Annotated in this window: 23 protein-coding genes; 5 read left to right on the top strand and 18 right to left on the bottom strand. The window is 67.0% G+C overall.

The genetic code is table 11. The features are described 5' to 3' along the window. From LK409_RS08570 to LK409_RS08515, 12 genes are all read right to left on the bottom strand, one after another. The gene (locus tag LK409_RS08570; RefSeq protein ID WP_010928372.1) at positions 1–900 is read right to left on the bottom strand and encodes a branched-chain amino acid ABC transporter permease; all 900 of its coding nucleotides are present in this window, start codon (positions 898–900) and stop codon (positions 1–3) included. Then, on the bottom strand, positions 901–1,776 hold the full coding sequence (locus tag LK409_RS08565; RefSeq protein WP_010928371.1) for a branched-chain amino acid ABC transporter permease: 876 nt from the start codon (positions 1,774–1,776) through the stop codon (positions 901–903). A 37-nt stretch (positions 1,777–1,813) separates the two neighbouring features. Continuing rightward, on the bottom strand, positions 1,814–3,052 hold the full coding sequence (locus tag LK409_RS08560) for an ABC transporter substrate-binding protein (protein ID WP_010928370.1): 1,239 nt from the start codon (positions 3,050–3,052) through the stop codon (positions 1,814–1,816). 86 nt (positions 3,053–3,138) lie between these two features. Next, positions 3,139–4,341, bottom strand: a complete 1,203-nt coding sequence (locus LK409_RS08555) for a CaiB/BaiF CoA transferase family protein (RefSeq protein WP_010928369.1) — start codon at positions 4,339–4,341, stop codon at positions 3,139–3,141. A gap of 37 nt (positions 4,342–4,378) precedes the next feature. After that, the gene (locus LK409_RS08550; RefSeq protein WP_010928368.1) at positions 4,379–5,146 is read right to left on the bottom strand and encodes an enoyl-CoA hydratase-related protein; all 768 of its coding nucleotides are present in this window, start codon (positions 5,144–5,146) and stop codon (positions 4,379–4,381) included. Positions 5,147–5,581: 435 nt separating this feature from the next. Then, positions 5,582–6,490: a 3-hydroxyacyl-CoA dehydrogenase family protein gene (locus LK409_RS08545; RefSeq protein ID WP_010926173.1), complete on the bottom strand. Its 909-nt coding sequence runs from the start codon at positions 6,488–6,490 to the stop codon at positions 5,582–5,584. Continuing rightward, positions 6,487–8,001, bottom strand: a complete 1,515-nt coding sequence (locus LK409_RS08540) for a flavin-containing monooxygenase (protein ID WP_010928367.1) — start codon at positions 7,999–8,001, stop codon at positions 6,487–6,489. Before LK409_RS08540 ends, LK409_RS08545 begins: the two co-directional genes overlap by 4 nt. 16 nt (positions 8,002–8,017) lie before the next feature. Continuing rightward, positions 8,018–8,857 (bottom strand): alpha/beta fold hydrolase, encoded by an 840-nt coding sequence (locus LK409_RS08535; protein WP_225665818.1) that lies wholly within the window; start codon positions 8,855–8,857, stop codon positions 8,018–8,020. A gap of 60 nt (positions 8,858–8,917) precedes the next feature. Beyond that, positions 8,918–9,892 carry a Bug family tripartite tricarboxylate transporter substrate binding protein gene (locus LK409_RS08530; protein ID WP_010928365.1) on the bottom strand — a complete coding sequence of 325 codons (975 nt, stop codon included), beginning with the start codon at positions 9,890–9,892 and terminating at the stop codon, positions 8,918–8,920. Between the two features lie 66 nt (positions 9,893–9,958). Beyond that, on the bottom strand, positions 9,959–10,708 hold the full coding sequence (gene fabG / locus LK409_RS08525; RefSeq protein ID WP_010926169.1) for a 3-oxoacyl-ACP reductase FabG: 750 nt from the start codon (positions 10,706–10,708) through the stop codon (positions 9,959–9,961). A gap of 131 nt (positions 10,709–10,839) precedes the next feature. Then, complete coding sequence (locus LK409_RS08520; RefSeq protein ID WP_041937186.1) at positions 10,840–11,616, bottom strand: IclR family transcriptional regulator; 777 nt, start codon at positions 11,614–11,616, stop codon at positions 10,840–10,842. A 5-nt stretch (positions 11,617–11,621) separates the two neighbouring features. Next, complete coding sequence (locus LK409_RS08515) at positions 11,622–13,001, bottom strand: MmgE/PrpD family protein (protein ID WP_010928363.1); 1,380 nt, start codon at positions 12,999–13,001, stop codon at positions 11,622–11,624. 223 nt (positions 13,002–13,224) lie between these two features. On the opposite strand from LK409_RS08515, the gene LK409_RS08510 reads away from it, so the two are divergent. Genes LK409_RS08510 through LK409_RS08490 form a run of 5 tightly spaced genes read left to right on the top strand, consistent with a single transcriptional unit; the run spans position 13,225 to position 17,718 of the window. Then, a complete protein-coding gene (locus LK409_RS08510; RefSeq protein ID WP_003809685.1) occupies positions 13,225–14,433 on the top strand; it encodes an amino acid ABC transporter substrate-binding protein in 1,209 nt (402 codons plus the stop codon). Between the two features lie 27 nt (positions 14,434–14,460). Then, positions 14,461–15,324 (top strand): branched-chain amino acid ABC transporter permease, encoded by an 864-nt coding sequence (locus tag LK409_RS08505; RefSeq protein ID WP_003809684.1) that lies wholly within the window; start codon positions 14,461–14,463, stop codon positions 15,322–15,324. Continuing rightward, positions 15,321–16,268 (top strand): branched-chain amino acid ABC transporter permease, encoded by a 948-nt coding sequence (locus tag LK409_RS08500; RefSeq protein WP_003809683.1) that lies wholly within the window; start codon positions 15,321–15,323, stop codon positions 16,266–16,268. The genes LK409_RS08505 and LK409_RS08500 overlap by 4 nt, the downstream gene beginning before the upstream one ends. Continuing rightward, positions 16,265–16,999: an ABC transporter ATP-binding protein gene (locus tag LK409_RS08495; RefSeq protein WP_010928362.1), complete on the top strand. Its 735-nt coding sequence runs from the start codon at positions 16,265–16,267 to the stop codon at positions 16,997–16,999. Before LK409_RS08500 ends, LK409_RS08495 begins: the two co-directional genes overlap by 4 nt. Next, a complete protein-coding gene (locus tag LK409_RS08490; protein ID WP_010928361.1) occupies positions 16,996–17,718 on the top strand; it encodes an ABC transporter ATP-binding protein in 723 nt (240 codons plus the stop codon). The genes LK409_RS08495 and LK409_RS08490 overlap by 4 nt, the downstream gene beginning before the upstream one ends. 24 nt (positions 17,719–17,742) lie before the next feature. Here LK409_RS08490 and LK409_RS08485 read toward each other — a convergent pair whose 3' ends face one another. The 6 genes from LK409_RS08485 to LK409_RS08460 all read right to left on the bottom strand — a co-directional run bounded on the left by LK409_RS08485 (position 17,743) and on the right by LK409_RS08460 (position 23,531). Continuing rightward, entirely contained in the window at positions 17,743–18,969 is a 1,227-nt protein-coding gene (locus tag LK409_RS08485; RefSeq protein WP_010926165.1) for an ABC transporter substrate-binding protein, read from the bottom strand. Positions 18,970–19,052: 83 nt separating this feature from the next. Further along, entirely contained in the window at positions 19,053–20,066 is a 1,014-nt protein-coding gene (locus LK409_RS08480) for a branched-chain amino acid ABC transporter permease (RefSeq protein WP_010928359.1), read from the bottom strand. Between the two features lie 7 nt (positions 20,067–20,073). After that, positions 20,074–20,961, bottom strand: a complete 888-nt coding sequence (locus LK409_RS08475; RefSeq protein ID WP_010928358.1) for a branched-chain amino acid ABC transporter permease — start codon at positions 20,959–20,961, stop codon at positions 20,074–20,076. 3 nt (positions 20,962–20,964) lie between these two features. Continuing rightward, positions 20,965–21,669 (bottom strand): ABC transporter ATP-binding protein, encoded by a 705-nt coding sequence (locus LK409_RS08470; protein ID WP_010928357.1) that lies wholly within the window; start codon positions 21,667–21,669, stop codon positions 20,965–20,967. Further along, positions 21,662–22,513 (bottom strand): ABC transporter ATP-binding protein, encoded by an 852-nt coding sequence (locus LK409_RS08465; protein WP_003809672.1) that lies wholly within the window; start codon positions 22,511–22,513, stop codon positions 21,662–21,664. The genes LK409_RS08470 and LK409_RS08465 overlap by 8 nt, the downstream gene beginning before the upstream one ends. 274 nt (positions 22,514–22,787) lie before the next feature. Further along, complete coding sequence (locus tag LK409_RS08460; RefSeq protein ID WP_003809670.1) at positions 22,788–23,531, bottom strand: TenA family transcriptional regulator; 744 nt, start codon at positions 23,529–23,531, stop codon at positions 22,788–22,790. Positions 23,532–23,590 lie beyond the last annotated feature (59 nt).

Genomic DNA, 23,590 nt, shown 5'->3' with positions numbered 1-23,590 from the left:
TTATTTCCCCTCCGCCGACGCGCTGCCGAATATGCCGTTGGGCCGGTACAGGATGCAAAGGATCAAACCCACGCCGATGATGAAGAAACGCAGGCTGGCCATCTGGACTTCGGAGATGTCGAAGAACAGGAACTCGCGGACGAATCGCGAACCTTCCAGGAACACCATCAGGATGACGGTTCCCGCCACCACGCCCTTGAGGCTGCCGACCCCGCCGACGATGATCGCGATCCAGACGTAGAACGTGATCAAAGGCACGAACTGCTCGGGCGCGATGAAGGTCAGGTAGTGCGCCGTGAAGGCGCCTGCCAGGCCGGCGAGCGCCGCGCCGATCATCAGGGAGCGCGTCTTGAACCAGGCCGGGTTCTTGCCCAGGGCCATGACGGCCACTTCGTTGTCGCGAATGGCCTTGATGGTGCGGCCGAACGGACTGCCGATGATCTTGCGTATGCCCAAAAACACCAGGATGTTGGTCAGCAGCAAAGTGGCCAGGATCAGCACGTCCACCATCGCGCCGGACGCATACTGGCCGAACAGGCGCGGGATGCCCGGTATGCCATGCACGCCGCGCGTCAGCCACTCTTCCTTTTGCAGGATCATGCGCACCGACTCGGAAAATCCCAGCGTGACAATGGCCAGGTAGTCGCCGCGCAACCTCAGCGCGATCACGCCCAGCGGATAGGCGCTCAGCCCGCTTACCAGCGTCGCCGCCAGGATGCAGGCCACCAGCGGCCCCCCCTGCAGCGACAGCAAGGCCGAGGTGTAGGCGCCGATGGCGTAGAAGCCGACGTGGCCGAAGTTGATCAGGCCGGTGAAGCCGTACTGCAAGGCGAGCCCGCCGGCCAGCAGCATGTAGATCAGCACCGTGATGAAAATAGCGATCAGATAGGCTTCCATCATTTACCTCACTGCCTGGACGCGGTCCATGATGCCCTGGGGCCTGAACAGCAGGACAACCAGCAACACCAGGAAAGCGATCACAATCTTGTAGGCGGACCCGATATAGAGCGTCGCGACCTCCTGGGCGATGCCGAACACGATCATCCCCAGCACGGCGCCGACCGGACTGCCGACCCCGCCCAGGATCACCGCGGCGAACATGGGCAGCAGCAGTTCCCAGCCCAGTTCCGGCAGCACCGTCGCCTTGATGCCCAGCAATACGCCGCCCAGCCCCGAGAACACCCCGACGATCCCCCAGAGGATCACCATTACCTTGCGCACGCCGATGCCGCCGACGGCCGCCAGTTGCGGGTTGTCCGATACGGCCCGCATGCGCCGGCCCGTCGGCGACAGGTAAAGCAGGCCGAACATGAAGGCCAGGGCAAGCAGCGCGGCCAGGAGGATGTACACATCCAGCGGCAGGATGCGTATCCCGCCGAAGTTCCAGGCCCGCTGCAGCGGCGCCTGGATGGTGTATTGCCCGTGCCCGGCGAAGAAGGTAATGGCGGCCCTGACGGCGAAGGCGATGCCGATCGAGGCGATCAGGCGCGCCACCAGCGAGCGCTGCGCCAGTTTCCTGAAGACCCAGAAATAGAAGAACAGGGAAAGCAGCCCGGTGGCCAGCGTCGCCACGATCGCGCTGCCGACCAGCGACGCGCCCATGAACGCCTGCGCGGCCACGGTCGCGTAGGCGCCGAAGGTCATGTAGTCGCCGGCGGCGGCGTTGGGAAACCGGGCTATGCCGAATACCAACGTAATGGCCAAGGCCGGTAACGCCAGCAGCAACCCGACAATGACGCCATTGATGATGGCATTGGCGAACAGCACTGTATCCATACAGTATTCATCCTTGAAGAAAAGCGTCGCCGTGCGACTACATCAGCGTTGCGCCGGGTACGACGTCCTTCAGGGCGAATGCCTTGCCATCGAATTCATAGATACCGAAGTCCGGAACGGTGTCGCCGTTGGCGTCGAAATCGAGCGAGGACGACGCGCCGTCGAAGTCGATCTTCGCCTTCTGCCGCAGCAGGTCGCGGCCCTGGACGAACGAGCTGACCTTCTGTCCCGGCGGATTGGAGACCTGGCGGACCAGCGCGGACAGGTCGGCGGGCTTGGCATCCGGCCCGGCCGCCTCGATCGCGAGCGCCAGCGTGATGACCATGTCGTAGGCGGCGGCCGCGAACATTTCGGGCGGGCTCTTGGTCACGGCCTGGAATTTCTCGACGAAGGCCTTGTACGCCTGGTTGTCGCTGGCCGGCACGTTCGCGGTCGACACGATGTTGCGCATCACGTCCGGCCCCAGGGCCTTGATCAGCGCCGGCGTGGCCGAATAGCCGGGCATGATGAACTTGCATTCGTAGCCGGTCTGGTACCACTCCTTGAGCAGGATGGTCGCGTCCGGCGTGTACGAGCTGAGGACGATGACGTCGGGCTTGGCCGCGACGGCCTTCTCGACCTCGGTGCGGTAAGTGGCCTGGTTGGGCTCGTAGATCGCCGAGCTGACGATCTGGTTGCCCTTTTTCTCCCAGGCTGCCTTGAAGTGGTTGGCCTGCACCGACATGGTGGCGTTGTTGTAGCCCAGCACCGCGGCCCGCTTGTACCCCAGGCGCTGGCCGATGGCGGCGAACGCGGCGCCGATGATGGCGTTCGATGCATAGAACTGGAACACCAGGTCGCGCTTGTCTTCCGTGCGGATCTCCGGCGCGCCGCAGGTATTGAACGACAGGATGCCGGCGGCGTTGGTGATCGGCAGCGTGGCCAGCTGCACCGCCGAGGACCATATGCCGATCATGGCGTCGACGTGCTGGATATCCACCAGTTTCCGGGCGGCCAGCACGGCGGCGTCGGGACGCGTCTGGTCGTCTTCGGCGTACAGCTTGAGCTCGCGCCCGGCGGCGCCGCCGGCGGCGTTCACTTCGGCAATGCCGATCTTGATCGCTTCCAGCATGCCCGGCCCGTAGGTGCCGCCAGCGCCCGTGATCGAGTTCAGGGCCCCCACCTTGAACGGCGCGGGACGGCCCTGGGAGAACACCGGCCCTGCCGCGCCCATGGCGGCCAGGGCCATCATGGCCTGCGAGAAATGCCGGCGCGAAGCATTGATTGATGTAGTCATGTCTCTTCCTGTCAGGTTTGTTTTAAGAATGTCCAAGTCCCTTTACGGGCTGGTGTGGCCAACAGAGTCATGCGGAAAACAGGGGATCAGGCTGCAGCTCCCTGGGCCTTGAGTTGCTCGATCGTTTCATCGGACAGGCCGATGCCCCGCAGCACCTCGTCCGTATCCTGGCCGAACAGCGGCGCGGCCTTGCGCAGGCTGCCGGGCGTGCGCGAGAACTTCGTCGGTATCCCGATGACATTCATCTGGCCGATCACAGGATGGTCGAGGCTGGCGACCATCTCGCGCGCGCGGTAGTGCGGGTCTTCCACCGCCTGCTTGAAGTTGTTGATGGGCCCGCACGGCACGCCGGCCTCGTTGCAGCGCCGGATCCATTCCTGCGTTCCCGCCGAGGCAAAGGACGCTTCCAGCAGCGGCTCGAGCATGTCGATGTTCGCCAGCCGGTCCATATTGGTCAGGAAACGCGCATCCTCGGTCAGCTCCGGGCGAAACAGCACCTCCTTGCACAGCTTCTCCCACGTGCGCTGGTTGGCGCAGCCCAGCACCATGTACCCGTCGCCGGTCTTGATGGCCTGGTACGGGGCATCGACGCGATGGCGGCTGCCGGTCGCCTGCGGGACCGTGCCTTCGGCGAAGTACGCGGCCGCCTCCCAGACGAACCAGGGCAGGCCGCACTCGGCCAGGCCGATGTCGATGTGCTGCCCCTTGCCGGTCTTGAGCTGGTTCACATAGGCGGCCAGGATGGCGTAGGCCGCCGTGATGCCCGCGCCCACGTCGTAGACCGCGATCCCCGACTTCAAGGGACGCCCGTTGGGTTCGCCGGTCATGCTCATGATGCCGCTCAGCCCCTGGGCCACCAGATCGAAACCGCCGTGGCGCGCGTAGGGACCGGTCTGGCCGAACCCGGAGATCGAGCAATAGACCAGGCGGGGGTTGATCTTGCTGAGCGTGTCGTAGTCGACGCCCAGCCGGGCGGTCACCCCCACCCGGTAGTTCTCGACCACCACGTCGGCCCATTTGGCCAGCTCGTAGACCGCGTCCCGGGCCTGCGGGTCCTTCAAGTCCAGGACAACGCCGCGCTTGTTGCGGTTTATCTGCGCGAAGCAGGTGGATTCGCCCTTGACGTAGGGTCCCATCTGGCGCGAATCGTCGCCGCCCGCAGGCTTCTCGATCTTGATCACGTCCGCGCCAAGGTCGGCCAGCACCATGGTGCAATAGGGGCCGGCCATGATCTGGGAAAGATCGAGCACTTTCAAACCGGCCAGGGGAGTTGCAGCGTCACTCGTCATTGCATGCTTCCAACAAAAGAGTCGTCGTGGCGATCGTTCAGCGACCGATGAACTGCGGGCGTTGTTTTTCCAGGAACGCCCTGGAACCTATCTGGTAGTCCTGCGTGTCGAAGCACGCGTAGGCCTCGTCGCGCTGGGCCTGCGTCAGGAGCTGGCCCGACTGCAATTGGCGGATGAATTGCTTGTGCCACCGGTTCGACAGCGGGGCCAGCCGCGCGATGCGCCGCGCGGTCTCGTCGGCATCGCTCCAGGCATCGTCGACCACCCGGGACAGCAGGCCTTTGGCCAGCGCTTCCTGGGCGCCGAACACGCGCCCCTCGAGCAGGATCTCGAGCGCGACCCCATGCCCGACGACCGCCACCAGGTCCGCCAGCTCCTGGTGGTCCAGCGTCAAACCGATCCGGTTGACGGGGATGCCGAAACGCGCATCGGCCTGGGCGATCCGGATGTCGCACAGCGCGGCGATTTCCAGCCCGCCCCCGACGCAAACGCCCTCGATGCAGGCGATGGTCGGGTGGCGCAGGTGCTTGAACTTGTCGAACATGGCCAGGGTGAATGCCGCGTAGGCCCTGGCCTGCTCGACCCCGCTGCGGTTCTCGTCGAACCCGCCGATATCGCTGCCCGCGCAGAACGCCCCGCCCGCCCCGCGCACGATCACGCAACGCACCGAATCGTCGGCCTGCAAGGCATCGCAGGCCGCCCCGAATGCTTCGTACATCTCCCAGGTAAAGGCGTTATGCTTGGCCGGACGGTCCATCAGCAGGGTGACGACCCCGTTGTCCGGCTGGCTGACTTTGATAGCCATTTCTGCTCCCCCTTCTTCGCGACCTTGCCCGTGGTTGGCATCAGTCTTTGTAGATTGAATGATATTTCATATGAACGATTGAATGCAATCATACATGCAAGATCATTTGCAACTTAATCCATATGATTATTTATCGAAGCGGGAATGGGTATTAGGGTATGTCAGGAGGGTCGGTCGGCCGGGCGCCCGTCACGGGGTGCCTGTCCCGGCGGGGACAGGCACCCCTGAACGTCGCGTGGATTGCTGCGCCCAGACGGACCGGGGCCGGATGGCGACGTCGCCATCCGGCCCCGGAAACCATCGCATCGTCGACGCCCGCCACGGCGCCGCCTCAAACGCGACGGAAGGCCTCGTACGCAGGCTTATTGCAATTCCACTCCTGCATCCTTGGCCGCTGCGGCCCGCTCCCCATGCGGGGACAGGCACCGCGCCGGCCTATCCGGGCTTGCCGGCGGCGGCGATCAGGTGTCGCAGCAACTGGGCTTCGGTTTCGTCGCGCTCGCCTTCCTCCCACTCGAAGACGCCCTGCCCCGACTTGGCTCCCAGTTGCCGGACGGCCACCTTGTCGCGCAGCAGCCGCGGCGCCTGCTTGCAATCGGACAGGCTGGGCGCAAGGTAATCCAGGATGTCGCAGGTCAGGTCCAGGCCGATGAAGTCCGCGTTGCGCAACGGGCCCACGCAGGCCCAGCGACGGCCGAAGGTCATCCTGGCCACCAGGTCCGCCGTCTCGGCGGAACAGACGCCCTCCTCGACCAGCCAGGCCGCCTCGCGCAGCAGGGCGAACTGCATGCGATTGCCCACGAAGCCCGGCACGTCGCGATAGACATCGACCGGCGTCTTGCCGGCCTGCGCCAGCCATACCGAAACACGCCGGGCCACATCCTCGCCGGTGCGCTCGCCGCGCACCACTTCCACCACGGGAATCAGATACGGCGGGTTCCACCAATGCGTACCCACCACGCGCTCGGGACGGGCGCTGTCCGCGGCGATCTCGGTAATCCGCAGCACCGACGTGTTGGTGGCGACGATGGCGTCGGGATTGAGCTCGTCCAGGACGGCCAGCAGCTCGCGCTTGAGCTCCAGCTTCTCCGGCACGGCCTCGATCACGAGCTGGCTGCCCGCCACGCACGAGGCCAGGGTGTCGCACACCCGGACCGTGACCGGCCGCTCCATGCCCAGCAGCGCCAGGTGCGCGGCGATGCGTTGCGGGGCCGACGCCCGCGCGGCCTCGGCCGGATCCCAGATGGAAACCGGAAAGCCCGCGACCATGAAGGCCTGGGCGATGCCATGCCCCATCAGGCCGGCGCCGACGACGGCGATGCGTGTTTCGGCGGCGCCGCTCATGCCTGCTCCGCGGCGTGCGGCGCGCGCAGGGCCACCTGGTAGCCTTGCCGGGAGAACGTGCCGTTTTCCTTGCGGAACTGGGTCATGAAGTCCGGCCACAGCGTGGTCAGCTTGCCGCTTTGCGGGTGCAGATACCAGCTGCTGCAGCCGCCGTCCAACCAGACGGTGCCCGCGCTGCGCCGGTAGATGCTCTCGACATAGTCGCGCTGCGCGTCCGGGTCCGGGTCGACGATGGCGCCGTGCTCGAAGATGAACGCCACCGCGCCCTTGATGTAGTTGATCTGGGTCTCGACCATGAAGATCATCGATCCCGCGCCCAGGCCGGTGTTGGGTCCCAGCATGAGGAAGAAATTGGGAAACCCCGATACCGCGGTGCAGGCGAACGCCTGCCCGCCGGCGCGCCACTGGTCCGACAGCCGCCGGCCTTGCCGGCCATGGATACGCTCGGCGATCGGCAGCTCCGCCGCCTCGAAACCGGTGGCCACCACCAACAGGTCCAGGTCCACGCGCCCGCCGCTTTTCAGGACCACGCCCTGCTCGTCGATGCGGGCGATGCCGGCGGTCTCCAGGGCCACGTTAGGCTGCTGCAAGGCCGGGTAGTAGTCATTGGAAATCAGGACGCGCTTGCAGCCGATGGCGTAATGGGGGGTCAGTTGCGCGCGCAGCGCCTCGTCCGGCACCTGCTTGCGCAGGTGGCTCAGCGCCATGGCCGTGACCTGCTCGATGAAGGCCGGCACCTGGCGCCGCTGCGGAAAGCGGCTTTCATTGCCCCAGAACAACTCGTCGCGCAGCTCCTGGGCCGCTTCGGGAAAGCGCGCGAACAACCCCTTCTCGGCCTCGCTGTAGACATGGTCGCGCCGCGGGATCACGTAAGGCGCCGAGCGCTGGAACACGGTCAGTTGCCCGGCGTCGCGCGCCAGCTCCGGCACGATCTGGATCGCCGAGGCCCCCGTGCCGATGACGCCGATGCGCTTGCCGGCCAGGTCATACGAGTGATCCCAGTTGGCCGAGTGAAAGACCGCGCCCCTGAAGGAGGCCAGCCCCTCGATATCGGGGAACGACGGGTCGGACAGGTGGCCGGCCGCCGAGATCAGCACCTGCGCCTTGAAGCGTCCGGCCGTGGTATCGACCAGCCAGGCCGCCTGCGCGGCGTCCCAGGCGGCGCGCACGACGTTGGCCCCGAAGCGCACGTGGTCCAGGATGCCCTCGTCGCGCGCGGTGTCGCGCAGGTACTGCAGGATCTCCGGTTGCGGCGCGTAGACGCGGCTCCAGCGCGGATTGGGGCGGAAAGAATAGGAATAAAGATGGGACTGGATGTCGCAGGCCGCCCCGGGATAATGGTTGTCGCGCCAGGTGCCGCCGACATCGCCGGCGCGCTCCAGCACGATGAAGTCGCGCCGCCCCTCGCGCTTGAGCGCGACGGCCATGCCCAGCCCGGAAAAGCCCGTGCCGATGAGCAGCACCTCGGTTTCGGTGCGCGTGCCGCCTTGCGCGGCGTCGTGTTCTTTCATGGCTGTCTCCCGCGTTTCAGGCGTGGCTGTTCTGGACGATGTGGCCGGCCGGCCAGGCTTGCGGCTCGCGCACGAAGGCATCGATCATGGTGAAGAGCTCGGACGGGCGCTCATGCACCACGCCGTGGCCGGCATTGATTTCCGCGTAGCGGCAGTCCTGGATGCTGCCGAACAGCAGACGCGAATGGCGCACCGGCGCCATCTGGTCGTGCGTGCAACCGATGACCAGGCTGGGCGCGGCGATGCCGGCCACCTCGTCGCCGATGTCCACGTCGCGGTTGAATGCCATCTTCCTGGACCGGTCGGGACCGTTGCGCACGCCCTGGATCAGCGCTTCCAGTTCGGCCTCGTTCCTGGTGTTGAGAAAGGCCTGGCTGAAACTGGTGAACACCGAGAACGGCGCGAGGGCTTCGTGGCCGCTTTCGTAGAGGCCGCGCCAGACCGCATTGCGCAGCCTTTGCTGCGCATCCGTCTTCAGCCAGCCTGCCACCAGGGTCAGGGACTCGACCCAGCGGCCGTGGCGCGCCGCAAGCAGCGCGCCGATCACGGCGCCGAACGAATACCCCACCAGGTGCACCGCGCGGCCCCGGGAAACGGTCTCCACCACGGCCAGCGCCTGCTCCACGTAGGCCCGGGCGTCAGGCACCCCGGAGCCGTCGGGGTCGACGAAATCCAGCGCGACCACGCGATGCCGCATGGCGAGCATGGGAAACAGCGCCCAGAAATTGTTTTCCGCGGAACCGCCGGTGCCATGCAGCAAGACCACCGTCTTCGCATCGTCGGCCTGCGGCGCGCAGTCGTGGTACACGACCCGGAACCCTCCGGCGGACACGCTGTCCGTCCGTACATCTTTCATCAAAATCATGAGTGACCGTCTTCCATCATTGAATAATTGAGCGCGGCTGGCGCCGCCGCGTCAGTTGTCGAACGAGACGACTTTCGTTACCGCCTGGATGTTCTTTTCCTCGGTCAGGATCTGGCGCGCCAGGTCTTGCGCCGGCCCGCCCAGCGGCTGCGCGCCCAGCGAGGCCAGGCGCTCGCGCACCGCGGGTTCGGCCAGCACCTTGTTCAACGCGGCGTTGAGCGCCTGGATCCGGTCCTCGGGCGTGCCCGCCGGCGCCGCGACGCAGAACCAGACCGACACCTCGTAGTCGGGAAAGCCCGCCTCGCGCAAGGTGGGCACGTCCGGCAGTTGCGCCGAACGCGTCCTGGAGGTGACCGCCAGGGCCTTGATCTTGCCGCCCTGGATGAAGCCGATCGCCGAGGAAATCTGGTCTATCGTGAAGTCCGTATTGCCGCTCATCAGGTCGACCAGCATGGGCGAGCTGCCCTTGTAGGGCACGTGCACGGCGCTGACGCCGGCCTGCAGCTTGAACAGCTCGGTCGACACGTGGCCGCTGGAGCCCACGCTAGGGCTGCCGAAGGTCAGGCCGTCCTTCTCCTTGCGGGCCAGGCCGACCAGCCCGGCCACGTCATCGACGCCCAGGTCGGGCCGCACCATGAGCACGTTGGGCAGCTCCGCCACCAGCGCCACCGGCGCGAACGCCGTCTTCGGATCGAAGGCCAGGTTCTTGTACACGTATTTGTTGACGATCATCGGCCCCGGCGTGCCGAGCATCAGCGTGTTGCCGTCCGGCTTGGCGCGCGCCACCGTCTGCGCGCCCAGGTTGCCGTTGGCGCCCGCGATGTTCTCGGCGATGACGGAGACCTTCAGCTCCCGGCTCAGGCCCTCCGCCATCATACGGCCCAGGATATCGGTGGTGCCGCCGGGCGCGAAGGGAATCACCAGCCTGATCGGCTGGCGCGACTGCGGCCAGGGCTCGGCATGCGCCGCGCTGGCGCCGAGCAACAGGGCGATGGCGCCCGCGAACAGTCCCAAGGGTTTGATCATGATGTCTCCGTGTTTTCTGGTTCGTGATGGAATCGTCGGAAAGCGGGATGCGGCGGCGGCGCCCCATCAGCCATAGCGGCCGCCGCTGATATGCAGGACTTCCCCGGTGATGAAAGCGGCCCTGGCCGAGGCCAGGAACGCGACGGCGTCGGCGACCTCCTCGGGCCGGCCGATGCGTTTGATCGGCATGGCGCCCAGCGAGCGCGATTCGATGCCGGCGAACTGCGGCAGGTTCCGCACGCGCGCCGTCTGGATGATGCCGGGCGCCACGGCATTGACCGTGATGCCGTGCTCGCCCAGCTCCAGCGCCAGGGCCTTGGTCATACCGATGACGCCGGCCTTGGCCGCGGAATAGTTGGCCTTGTTGATGTCGCCGAAGTGCGCGCGCGAGGCCATGTTCACGATGCGGCCGAATTTGCGCGCCACCATGTGCGGCGCGATCTCCCGGATGCAGTGGAACGCGCCGGACAGATTGACCGTCAGCACATCGGTCCATTGCGCGTCGCTCATCGCCCCGATCGCGCTGTCGCGCGAGAAGCCGGCGTTATTGAGCAGGATCTCGATGGCGCCCCAATGGGCGAGCACGGTCGCCACGGCGTCGCGCACGGCCTGCGGCCGTCCCACATCCAGGGTCAGCGCCAAGGCGCTGCCGCCCGCCTGCTCGATGGCCTGCGCGGCGCGCCCGGCGGCGTGCGCATCGATATCCGCCACGACCACCCGGCAACCCTCGCGCGCCAGGACCTGGGCGCAGGCCCAGCCTATGCCATTGCCCGCGCCCGTGACGAACGCAACCTGATTCCGTATGCCCAGTTCCATCTCTGCTCACCTCGCCAGCGCGGTTTGTCTGTGTGTACGGCGAGGAGTGTGACGGGGCGGACGCGGGCGGAGTTAGCGCGACTTGGCAATTTATTCACCATGTGAACAATTTGCTCACCAAGTGGTCCGCGCTAGGTAGAAACGCCTTGCAGATAGGAGGGAATGAAGTCGCCGAGCTGCAGCTCTTCGGCGATCAGTTGCGCGATCCAGGCCTTGCGTTCGGGCGGCATGCGGCTGCGTATGGCCGCCACGCTGAGCGCCGCCTGGCTGCCGCTGGCGAACTCGAAGCGCATGCCCACGCCGCTGACGCCGTCGGCCACGAGGTCGGCGGTATCGGCGTAGCCCCGGCGGCGCGTCTGCTGCACCAGCCGCCGCAGTTTTCCCAGGCTCAGGCCGCGCGGATCGAATTCGTCCTGATGGCGCTGGTACAGCGCGGCGATCTCGTCATCCGGCAGATTGGCCAGCAAGGTGCTGCCCGCCGAGCCGATGCCCAGCACGCGCATGCCGCCGACCTGCAGCACCAGCGCCTTGACCGGGTAGCTGCCCTCCTCGGAATGCAGGCAATGGCCATAGTCGCCGTTGCGCACGACCAGGAAGACCGTGTCTTCGGTACGCCGCGCCAGCCGGCGTATGATGGGCCGCAGGCGCTCGACGACCGGCGCCGAGCGCATCGCGGCCAGGCCCAGCTGCATGGCTTCGACCCCCAGGCGGTAGTTGCGCGCCGGGTCGCGTTCGACCAGGCCGAACTCGACCAGGCTGGATGCCAGGCGGTACGCGGTGATGCGGTCCAGCTGCGCCGCGATCGCGAGCTCGGCGATCCCGATGCCGTGCGGGTGGCTGTGCGAAATGTGGCGCAGCAGACTGAGCGCCCGGGACACCGCCTGGGCGCCCTTCATGGTGGCTGTCATGGGATTCACGCGTGGTCGTTCACGGCCTGATCATAGGCGGCGGCCTGCAACACAGGCCAGCCCGCCCGCGCGCTCGCTTCCAGATCCTCCACCGCCCGCGCCAGCGCCGCGTAGCGGCGCGGCTGCCCCGCGCCCGGCCACTCCCGGGACACGGCGCGGCCCAGCGCCACGGTCTGCGCCCAATCCAGCACGAAGCCGCCATCGCAGGCGCCTTCGTGGCGCGTACCATCCTCCAGGGTCGCGACCACGCGGCAGGCCCAGCGGGCCACCGTTTCGCAGGCGCGTATCCGCACCCGCGCCGATCGGGCGTGCAACGGGCCGTCGGCGTAATCGCGGCCGAAATGCGCCATGCCCGGCTGCCCATCCTGCAAGGTCGCGGCCAGCATGAACGGCGCGCTCATGATCGCGCCCGACGGCGACGGGAACGGCCCGTAGGCATCGATGCCGGGATAGCCGGCGTCAAACGGATGCATGGCCACCTCCAGCGCGGCGACCTGCCCGGGGTCGATGCCGGTTCGTCGCAACAGCTCGCGCAACGCATGGACCGGCGCCTGGTTGAAGGCGCAGCCCGGGTAAGGCTTGAACGCCATCTCGGGCAGGCGCCAGCCGGAGAAATCCGCCGGGCCGGCCGCGCCGCCCGCATAGGCCCGCGCGAAACCGCTGTCGCCCTCCAGGGCGCGCCGCGCGCCCTGCAGGCCGGCGCGCGCCAGCAGGGCCGCGCTCACGGCGTCGCGGCTGGCCTTGGCGACCTGCAGCCGCCACTCCTGCGACCCGTCCACCCACGGCTGCATGGTCCCGCACGCGTATTGCGTCGCGATCGACAGCGCGGCCGCGGCCCGCGGCACGGGCAGCCGCAGCAGGCGCGCGCACGCCACGGCGGCGCCCAGCACGCCATACAGCGGGGTAGCCCGCAGGCCGCGGCGACTGGTCGCCTCGGCCATGCCTCGCGCCAGGCGGGGGATCAGCTCATAACCGGCCAGCAAGGCATCCAGCACATCCGGCCATGCCGCCTGCTCCTCGTCGGCCAGCGCCAGCACGGCCGGAATAACGATGCAGCCGATATGCGCCACCACATCCGGATGCGTATCGTTCTGGCCGCGCGCGGTCACCAGGGCGGCGTTGATGAAGGCGGCGTCCTGGGCCGAGCGCGCGCCGCGCCCGCCGAACAGGCGGGCCGCGCCGGCCTGGCGCGCGACCGCGCCCAGGGTATCGCCCAGCGGGTCGTCGGCCGGATCGACCGCCAGCGCCATGGCCAGGTTGTAGAGCAGGCAGTTGCGCAGGGCCTGGCGGACATCGCGTGGCGCGTCCGCGTAGCGCAGCGCGCATGCCCAGGCGGCATATTGCTCGGCAAGATCGGGGGAAGCGGAAATGGCGGAGGTCGGCATCGGGCTGGAAGGCATGGCTGCCGGGCCGCGCGAACGCGGGTCCGGCCGGGAAGCCCGACGATCGCGTTCGAGCCGCGCGCGTGTCAACCGGCGCGTGGCGCCATGTTCACAATGTGCACGCGCGGCGCCGAGCCCAACAACCCCTTTGCCATGTTCAGATTCAGGTTAACGTAAACATGCGGGTCAGAGAATGGACCGCATAAAGTCGAAAGGAGACATCATCATGTCTCGAAAACTAATGCGGGCCTTACCCGCTTTGGCGTTTGTCATGTGCACAGGCGCCTCGGCAGCCGCCCCGGCGCCGACCGTCCTCCTGGGGGCCTCCATCCAGCTGACCGGCCCCGTCGCCAACACCGGACGCTACTACCGCGACGCCTACCAGATCGCGGTCGACCAGATCAACGCCGCCGGCGGCGTGAAGATCGGCGGCGTGCCCCACAAGCTGGCGCTCAAGATCTACGACAACCAGTCCGACGTGAACCTGAGCGTGCGCCAGTACACGCAGCTCGTCACCCAGGACAAGGTCAACCTGCTGCTGGGCCCCTTCGCCAGCAACTTCGCCCTGGCCGACTCGGCGGTCTCGGAAAAATACAAGGTGCCCATGGTCCAGGGCGGCGGCGCATCGGACCAGATCTTCGCGCGCAAATTCAAGTACATCTTCGGCACCCTGGCGCCCGCCAGCAATTACTTCGGCAGCACGGTCGACATGCTCAAGGCGCTCAAGCCCGCGCCGGCCAGCGTGGCGCTGCTGTACGCGGACGATGCGTTCGACGTGTCGGTTGCCCAGGGTACCCGTCCGCTGCTGAAATCGGCCGGCTTGAACGTGGCGATGGACGAGCGCTACAGCACCAACGCCACGGACTTCAACTCGCTGCTGTCGCAGATCAAGAGCAGGAAGGTGGACGCGGTGCTGGTGGCCGGGCACGAAACCGAGATCCTGAATTTCGTGCGCCAGGCCAAGAGCCTGGCCGTCGCCCCCAAGATGTATTCGTTCACGGTCGGCGTGCCGTCGGAGGACTTCCGCAAGGCGCTCGGCGCCGACGCGGACTATGCCTTCGGCATGACCGCATGGCTGCCCTCGGCGGCCTTGAAGGACCGCTGGTTCGGCGACGCCGAGCAGTTCGCGCGCGCCTACAAGGCCAAGTATGGCTATGACCCGGATTACCACGCGGCCTCGGGCGTGGCCGATGTCGAAGCCCTGGCGCACGCCATGGAAAGCGCCGGCAGCCTGGATCCGCAGAAAGTACGCGACGCGCTGGCCAGGAGCCGGTTCGACAGCCTGTACGGCCCCATCTCCTTCAACGCGCAGGGGCAGATCGACCTGCCCCAGGTGGTGATCCAGGTGCAGGGCGACAAACTGGCCGAAGTCTACGGCGCCAAGGGTTTCATCACGCCGCCCAAGTACCCGATGCCGGCCTGGGACGCGCGCTAGGCGCGCGGGCGCCGCGGGAGAGCAACGATGGATCTGCTCGCGCAAATCCTCGTCAACGGCATCCTGCTGGGCGGGCTGTATGCCGTGATGGCGCAGGGCCTGGCGCTGGTGTGGGGCGTGCTGAATATCGTCAACCTGGCGCACGGCGCGTTCATCATGCTGGGCGCCTACGTATCCTGGTACCTGTACACCGACCTCGGCGTCGATCCCTTCCTGGGCCTGCCGGTCACGGCCGCCGTGCTGTTCGTGCTGGGCTATGTCCTGCAGCGCGGGCTGCTGAACCTGGTGGTGCGCGCGCCCATGTTCAATACGCTGCTCATCACCTTCGGCCTGGAGGTCGTGCTGACCTACCTGGCGCAGCTGGCGTTCTCGGCCGATTTCCGCACCATCAACCCGCCCTACGCGGGCGACAGCTACGTCCTCGGCCCGGTGACGCTGCCCGTGGCGCGGCTGGCCGCCTTCGGCGTGGCGCTGGCGCTCACGCTGGGGATGTGGCTGTTCCTGCTGCACAGCCGCCTGGGCCGCGCCATCCGCGCCACCGCGCAGAACCTGATCGCGGCGCGGCTCTACGGCGTGGAGCCGCGCCACCTCTATGCGGTCACGTTCGGACTGGGCCTGGCGCTGGCCGGCGCGGCCGGCGGGCTGTACGGGACCGTCTCGCAGATCAACCCCTACATCGGCGCGACGCTGACCGCGAAGTGCTTCGCCATTTCCATCATCGGCGGCCTGGACAATCCATTGGGCGTCATGGTGGGAGGATTGTTCCTGGGCATCGTCGAATCGCTCACCACGCTGTACGTGGGGCCGACCTTCGCCGACGTGGCCAGCTTCGGCATCCTGGTGCTGGTGCTGTTCCTGCGGCCCAGCGGGCTGCTCGGCAGAGCGGCATGAAGGCCTGGCGCGCGATACTGGCGCTGGCGGCGGTGGCGGCGCTGGCCGGCCTGCCCTGGTACGGCTCGGACGTCATGGTGCAATTCGGCATCAACACCCTGCTGCTGGCCGTACTGGCCCAGGGCTGGAACATCATCGGCGGGTACACCGGCTACGCATCCTTCGGCAATTCGGTCTTCTATGGGCTGGGCAGCTATGGCGTAGCCATCGCCATGGTGCAATGGGAGCTGCCCTTCGCGGCGGGCCTAGTGTTCGGCGTGGCGCTGGCGCTGGCCTTCGCCTTGCTGCTGGGCATGCCGGTGCTGCGGCTGCGCGGTCACTACTTCGCCATCGCCACCCTGGCGCTGGCGCAGGTCATGACGGCCATCGTGTCCAACATCGAGCTGGCCGGCCAGAATATCGGCCTGGTGCTGCCGCCGCTCAACAACGACCCGCTGTTCTACGAACTGTCGCTGGCCCTGCTGGCGCTGGCGACCCTGGCCGTGGCGTGGCTGACGCGCAGCAGGTTCGGCTTCGGCCTGATCGCGATCCGCGAGAACGAAGAAGGCGCGGCGGTCATGGGCGTGAACACCACGCTCTACAAGGTCGCCGCGTTCGCGCTGTCCGGCGTGTTCAGCGCGCTGGCCGGCGGCATCCATGCCTACTGGATCACCTTCCTGGATCCGGAGAGCGCCTTCGACATCGGCCTGAACGTCAAGATGATCATCATGGCCGTGTTCGGCGGCGCGGGCACCGTGCTCGGCCCGGTCGTGGGCGCGTTCTCGCTGTCGGCCATATCCGAGCTGCTGTCCAGCGAGATCACCAGCGCCGCGGGCCTGTTCTTCGGCGTGGTCATCGTCGCGGCGGTGGTGCTCATGCCGCGCGGGCTGAGCGACCTGCTGCGCCGCTACCGGAAATCCGGCTGGCGCTACTTCATCGAAAATGTCCGGGCGCACAAGCTATGACGGCCATCCTGGAAATCCGCAACGTCACGCGGCGCTTCGCCGGGCTGGTCGCCGTGAACCAGGTCAGCTTCACGCTGGCCGAGGGCGAGATCCTGGGCCTGATCGGCCCCAACGGCGCCGGCAAGACCACGCTGGTCAGCCTGATCAGCGGCACCCTGGCGCCCACCCACGGCGAGATCCTCTACCAGGGCAAGCCCATCGGCGCGCTGCCGGCCTATCGGCGGGCCCGGCTGGGCATTGGCCGCACCTTCCAGATCATGCGGCCCTTCCCCGGCCTGTCCGTGCTGGACAACGTCGCGGTCGGCGCATTGTTCGGCCGCGGCGGCGCCCAGCCCGATCTCGCCAAGGCGCGCGAACAGGCGCGCGCCTGCCTGGATTTCGTCGGCCTGGGCCGCGCGGCCGGGCAGCGCGCCGAGGAACTGGGCGGACCCGGCCGCAAGCGGCTGGAACTGACCAAGGCGCTGGCCATGCAGCCGCGGGTGCTGCTGTGCGACGAAGTCATGGCGGGACTGAACCTGGTCGAGATCGACGAGGTCATCGACGTGATCCGCAAAGTGCGCGCCACCGGCATCAGCGTGCTGGTCATCGAACACGTCATCAAGGCCATCAAGAGCCTGTCGGACCGGCTGCTGGTCCTGCACCATGGCGAGAAGATCGCCGACGGCGACCCGGGCGAGGTGCTGGCCGATGCGGAAGTGGTGCAGGCCTACCTGGGCAGGCGGCGCACATGAACGACACCGCCGCGCCGCTGCTGACCGTGGAAGGCCTGAGCGCCGGCTACGGCGAGCTGCCCGTGCTGCACGACGTATCGCTCGAAGTCCGGCGCACCGAGATCGTCGCGCTGGTGGGCAGCAACGGCGCGGGCAAGACCACGCTGCTGCGCGCCCTGTCGCGCGTGCTGCCCTGCACCGGCAGCATCGTCATGAACGGCCGGCAGCTGTCCCTCGCCAGCCCCGACCAGGCCTTCGCCGGCGGCATGGTGCAGGTGCCGGAAGGCCGCCAGCTGTTCGACCGCATGACGGTGCAGGACAATCTGCTGATGGGCGCCTACCGGCGCACCGCCCGCGCCGACATCGCGCGCGACCTGGACAAGGTCTACGGCCTGTTTCCGCGCCTGGCGCAGCGGCGCGGCCAGCTCGCCGGCAGCATGTCCGGCGGCGAACAGCAGATGTGCGCCATGGCGCGCGCCCTGATGGCCGCCCCCGTGCTCATGATGATCGACGAAATGAGCCTGGGCCTGGCGCCGGTGGTCGTCGACCAGCTGATGGCGATGCTGGCCGATATCCGGCGCGAAGGCGTGACGACCCTGCTGGTCGAACAGGACATCCACCTCGCCCTGTCGAGCGCCGACCGCGGCTACGTCATGGAGACGGGCCGCATCGTGCATAGCGGCCCGGCCAGCGCGCTGCTGACCGATCCCAAGGTACGGCAGGCGTACCTGGGAATCTGAGCGCGCGATCGGCCGGTCGGCGCATCACTGCTTGCCGACCAGCGGGCAGGCGCTGTCGGCCAGCGCCTGGAACGCCTGGTCGGCGGGCACCGTCGTCAGCACCTTGTAGTAGTCCCATGCGCGCCGGGATTCGTCGGGCTTCTTGACCTCGACCAGATACATGTCGTGCATGACCTGTCCATCCTCGCGGACGCGCCCGTTCTCGATATTCATGTCGCGCACCGGAAGTTCGCGCATCTTGGCGGCCACCGCGACCGCGTCGTCCGTCTTGGCTGCCTCCACCGCCTTCAGGTAGTGGCGCACCGCGGAATACACGCCGGCCTGCGTCATGGACGGCATGGCCTTCTGGCGCGCGAAGAACTTCTCGGCCCAGGCCCGCGAGTCCGGCGTGCGGTCCCAATAGAATGCCGTCACGAATTGAAGGCCTTGCGCGGCCTGCAGGCCCATGCTGTTCACATCGGTGATGAACACCGCCGGGGCAGCCAGCGCCTGGCCGGGCGTGATGCCGAACTCGTTGGCCTGCTTCACCGTGGAGGTCATGTCGCTGCCGGCGGCCGCCGTCACGATCAGCTTGGCTTTCGACGCCTGCGCCTGCAGCAGATAGGAGCTGAGGTCGAACGAGTTCAACGGGAAGCGCACCTCGCCCAGCACCTTGCCGCCGTTCTCGGTGACCGCCTTGCGCACGTCATTGGCGAAGGCATGGCCGAAGGTATAGTCCACCGTCAGCAGGAATACCGAATCCATGCCGCGGCTGGCCAGCAGGCGCGCCAGGCCGTAGCCGTTGCTGTAGCTGTTGTAGACCCACTGCGTCGAGAAGGGGCTGCAGGCCTTGCCGGTGAAATCGGACGACCCCGCCGCCACCAGCGTGATCTTCTTGCGCTCGTTGGCCAGGCCCTGCACCGCGAACCCGACGCTCGAGTTGGAGAAATCCGCGATCGCGTCGACGCCTTCCCGGTCGAACCAGGCGCGCGCGATGCCGGCGCCGATATCGGCCTTGTTCTGGTGGTCGGCCCAGACCAGCTCGATCTTCTTGCCCAGCACCTGGCCGCCGAACTCCTCGATCGCCATGCGCGCCGCCTGTACCGAGCCCGCGCCGGCCAGGTCGGCGTACAGGCCCGACTGGTCGTTGAGAATGCCGATCTTGACGACATCGCCGGACACCTGCGCCCCGGCGGGGGCTGTACAAAGCGCACCGGCGAGCAAAGCGAGCGCGGCGGCGGATTTCATGGGTGGGTTCTTTTTGGCAGACATGTGGAATCCTCGATGGGGATGGAGTGAAACAGCAGGCAAGCCGCGGCGCAGCCGTGTGCTTGGCGATGAAGGGAAAAAGGCGGTCATTTGCCGGACCACGCATCCGAATGCACGACAAAGCTGCCGGGCGCATGGCGCGGCGGCAAGGCCGGCTTGCCGGGCATAGAGGCCATGCGAACGCGCCATGCCTCGAACTCGCCGACCAGCCCGCGCCGGAAGATCATCACGACCGTGACCAGGACCGCCCCCTGGATCACCATGACCCACTCTCCGAGCGGCGCCAGGTAATACTGCATGGCAAGAATCAGCACCGCCCCGACCAGCGGTCCGATGATCGTCCCCATGCCGCCCACCAGCACCATCAGGACCACTTCGGTGCTGATGTGCCAGCCCACGTCGGTCAGCGAAGCCAGCTGGAACACCAGCGCCTTCGTGCCGCCGGCCAACCCGGTGAGCGCCGCCGAAATGACGAACGCCAGCAACTTGTAGCGGTTGACCGTGTAGCCCAGGGATATGGCGCGCGGCTCGTTGTCGCGGATGGCCTTGGCCACCTCGCCGAACGGCGAATGGATCGCCCGGTGATAGACCGCGACCGCCGCCAGGAAGATGGCGAGCACCACGACATAGAGCTTCCAGTCGTCGGCGGTATCGAACAGACCGAGGACGACGGGCCGCGGCACGTTCTGCAGGCCGTCCTCGCCGCCGGTGAACGGCGCCTGCAGGCAGAAGAAATAAACCATCTGCGCCAGGGCCAGCGTGATCATCGCGAAATAGATGCCTTGCCTGCGGATCGCGATCGCTCCCGCGATCAGGCCCAGCGCCGAGCAGGCAAGGACCGCGGCGGGCAGCGCGGCCTCGAACGGCCAGCCCCACACCTTGAGCGTATGGGCCGTGATGTAGGCGGACATGCCGAAGAACATGGAATGGCCCAGCGACAGCAAGCCGGCGTAGCCGACCAGCAGATTGACGGCGCAGGCGAAGATCGCGAAGCACATGACCTTCATGAGAAAGATCGGGTAGACGATGGCCGGTGCCACCATGGCGCACGCCAGCAGGACCAGCATGGGGCGCAGCATCGAGGAGGTATGGTTTTTCATGGTGGAGTCACTTCGCCTTGCCGAACAGGCCCGTCGGCTTGATGAGCAGCACGATGATCATCACGAGGAAGATCACGGTCGCCGAGGCCTGCGGGTAGAAGAGTTTGGTCAGGCCTTCGATGGCGCCCAGCGAGAAGCCGGTCAGGATCGAGCCCAGGATCGAGCCCATGCCGCCGATCACCACCACGGCGAAGACCAGGATGACCAGGTTGGAGCCCATCAGCGGACTGACCTGGTAGATCGGCGCCGCCATGACGCCCGCCAGGCCGGCCAGCCCCGCGCCGAACGCGTAGGTCAGCGTCAGCAGCACGGGAACCTTGATGCCGAAGGCGCGCACCATGTCCGGGTTCTCGGTCGCCGCGCGCAGATAGCTTCCCAGCCGCGTCTTCTCGATCAGCAGCCAGATGGCCTGGCAGACGAGCAGCGAGGCCGCCACGACCCAGGCCCGGTAATACGGCAGGAACATGAAACCCAGGTTCATGCCGCCGGGGATGACATTGGGATAGGCAAGCCCGGACGAGCCGAAGCTCTTGCGAAACAGCCCCTCGACCATCAACATCAGGCCGAAGGTCAGCAGCATGCCGTAGAGATGGTCGAGACGGTAGAGATGCCGCAGGAACAGGCGCTCGACGAACACGGCGCCGATCGCGACGACCAGCGGCGCCACCAGCAGGGCGACCCAGTAGCTCAGGCCCGCCCACGCCAGCAGCATCCAGGCGATGAACGCCCCCACCATGAACTGGGCGCCGTGCAGGAAATTGATCACGTTGAGCAGCCCGAAAATGATCGCCAGGCCCAGGCTCAGCATGGCGTAGAAGGCGCCGTTCATCAGCCCCATCAGCAACTGGCCCATGAACGCATTGATCGGAATGCCGAGAATGGATTCGATGTTCATGGTTCAAACACTCAGGTAGGCGCTCAGCCGAGCGCTCTGGCTTGCGATTTCCGCATTGGAAAAGGCATCGATCACCTCTCCATGCTCCACGACGTAATGCCGGTCCGCGACGCAGGTGGCGAAATTGACGTTCTGCTCCACCAGCAGGATGGAGATGCCACGGTCCTTCAGCTTGCGGATGGTCAGGCCGATCTGTTCGATGATCACCGGGGCCAGCCCCTCGCTCGGCTCGTCGAGCAACAGCAGGGTCGCCCCCGTGCGCAGGATGCGGCCGATCGCCAGCATCTGCTGCTCGCCGCCGGACAGCTTCGTTCCCGGGCTTTTCAGCCGTTCGGCAAGGTTCGGAAACAGCGCCAGGATCTCCGGCACCGTCATCCCGCCCGCGCGCACGACCGGCGGCAGCATCAGGTTCTCCTGGACGCTCAGGCCCGAGAAGATCGCCCGCTCCTCCGGGCACAAGGCGATGCCAGCTCGGGCGATCGCCTCCGGCGCCAGCCCCATCAGCTCGCGCGCCTCGAACCGCACCGAGCCGCTGCGCCTGGCGAGCAGGCCCATGATGGCGCGCAGCGTCGTGGTCTTGCCGGCGCCGTTGCGGCCCAGCAGCGTCACGACTTCGCCGCGGCCCACCGTGAGGGCCATGCCGTGCAGCACCTGGCTTTCGCCGTACTGGGCATGCAGATCGCCGATCTGCAGATGCGTCTCAGGCATGGGCGCCTCCCATGTAGGCGGCAACGACCTCGGGATTGCTCGACACCGTTTCATAGGCGCCTTCCGCGAGCACTTCGCCGCGGCACAGCACCGTGATGGTGTCGGCCAGCCGCGCGACCACGCCCAGGTTGTGCTCCACCATCAGCACGGTCCGGCCCTTGGCGACTTTCTGGATCAGCGCGGCGACGGTCTCGATATCCTCCCGGCCCATGCCCGCCATCGGCTCATCGAGCAGCAGCACCTCCGGCTCCAGCGCCAACGTCGTTGCAAGCTCCAGCGCGCGCTTGCGTCCGTACGACAGCAGGCCCGCCGGCTCGTCGCGCCGCTCGGCCAGTCCCACCGACTCCAGCAGGCGGTCCACGTGCTCGTCGAGGACGCGCAGGCTGGCAAGCGGCTTCCAGAAATGCCAGGACGTTCCCAGCTTGCGCTGCAAGGCGACCCGCACGTTTTCGCCCAGCGTCAGCTTGGGAAAAATCGCGGAAATCTGGAACGAGCGCACCAGCCCGCGGCCGGCGATGTCCTCCGGCGCCGCGCGCGTGATGTCGCTGCCTTGGTAGTAGATGCGCCCCGCGCTGGGCTGCAGGAACTTGCTGAGCAGGTTGAAACAGGTCGTCTTGCCCGCGCCGTTCGGACCGATCAGCGCATGGATGGTCTGCGCGCGCACGCGCAGGTCGACGTTGTTGACGGCGGTGAATCCACCGAATGTCTTCGTCAGCCCCTGGGCAACGAGCACATGGCCGTGCGTGCCGGCAGGCGCCGCTTGCGCGGCAGGCGTTGCGTGAGCTTTGCCGTCCCGGGCATTCGCCGGGGAAGCGGTCTCATCCAGTTTGGCGATGTGTTCCACAAACTCTGTCTCCGTCTTGTCATCGTGTTTTCAGGCGGCCAGGCCAGGCGCCCGGAGGGCAGCATCCAGCGTCGCTTGAATTGAATAAAAGTTATATTCAAGGCGGCACTGAGGCCCGCAGCGCCCGACCGATGGCCGGGGCTGCTTTTGAATTTGCGTTGATTCTAGGCCGCTCTCATCGAGCTGAATATTGAAAGCTGCTCATACAGATATAACTCGCAGCTAATCCAGCGCATTGCGACCGCCAGGCCGCCGCCGGGCCTGGGCCCGCGCGTCAATCCACGCGACGGGCGCCGAGGTCGGGCGCGACATACTGGTCGTAGATCGCCTGCGCGTAGGCGTAGCGCATCTCCGCGCCCCATCGCACGAACTGCAGGCAGCGTTGCTGCAGCGCAGGCGTCGTCGCCCCGTCGAGCACGATCCGGTAGCCCCGCTCGGCGTGCGCGCCATCCGACGTGATCCTCAAGGCGAAAAAGGCGACCTCATGCTCGCTGAACCCGTAGACGCGCGGGTCGCGCAGCGGAACGATCTGCCTGGCGTAGATCTGCGGAATCTGCGACGCCAGGCCGACCAGCAAGGCGGCGGTCGCCACCACGGGAGACTCGCGGATCGCGGTGGCGTAGCACCATGCCTGCATGCCGCGGGTAATCGGGTTGCAGGCCTGCGGGGACTCGACCCGCTCGCGCGTGGTGCCGCACGCCTGCGCGAAACGGATCAGCAGGTCCGTGTGGGAGACCATGGCCTCGCCTTCCTGCAGGTGCCGGAACTCGTACATGCTCTGCAGCAGGAGGTCCTTGACTCCATCCTGCTCGTCGCGGGCATTGTTGTAGATGTACCCGAGGTAATCCGCGAAGGGGCCGACGTAGTGGTAGTGGTTTTCGGCCCAGCGGGCGAAATGATGGCGTTGCAGCGTCCCGTCCATCCAGGCCTGGCTGAAGGCCGCCTTCGCCGAGGCCTTGCCCGCGATGGCCTCCTGCAGCGCAACGCGGAAATCATGCTTCGAGAGTAGACCGGTCATTGCTTGCTCCTGCCCTCGTTGTTTTCCAGGAGGAAGCGGGCGGCGCCCACGGGGCCGCC

This window comes from Bordetella parapertussis (genome assembly GCF_020735925.1).
Taxonomy (GTDB): domain Bacteria; phylum Pseudomonadota; class Gammaproteobacteria; order Burkholderiales; family Burkholderiaceae_B; genus Bordetella; species Bordetella pertussis.
Note: the sequence above shows the minus strand (reverse complement) of the source record. Positions and strands in the feature narration are given on the sequence as shown.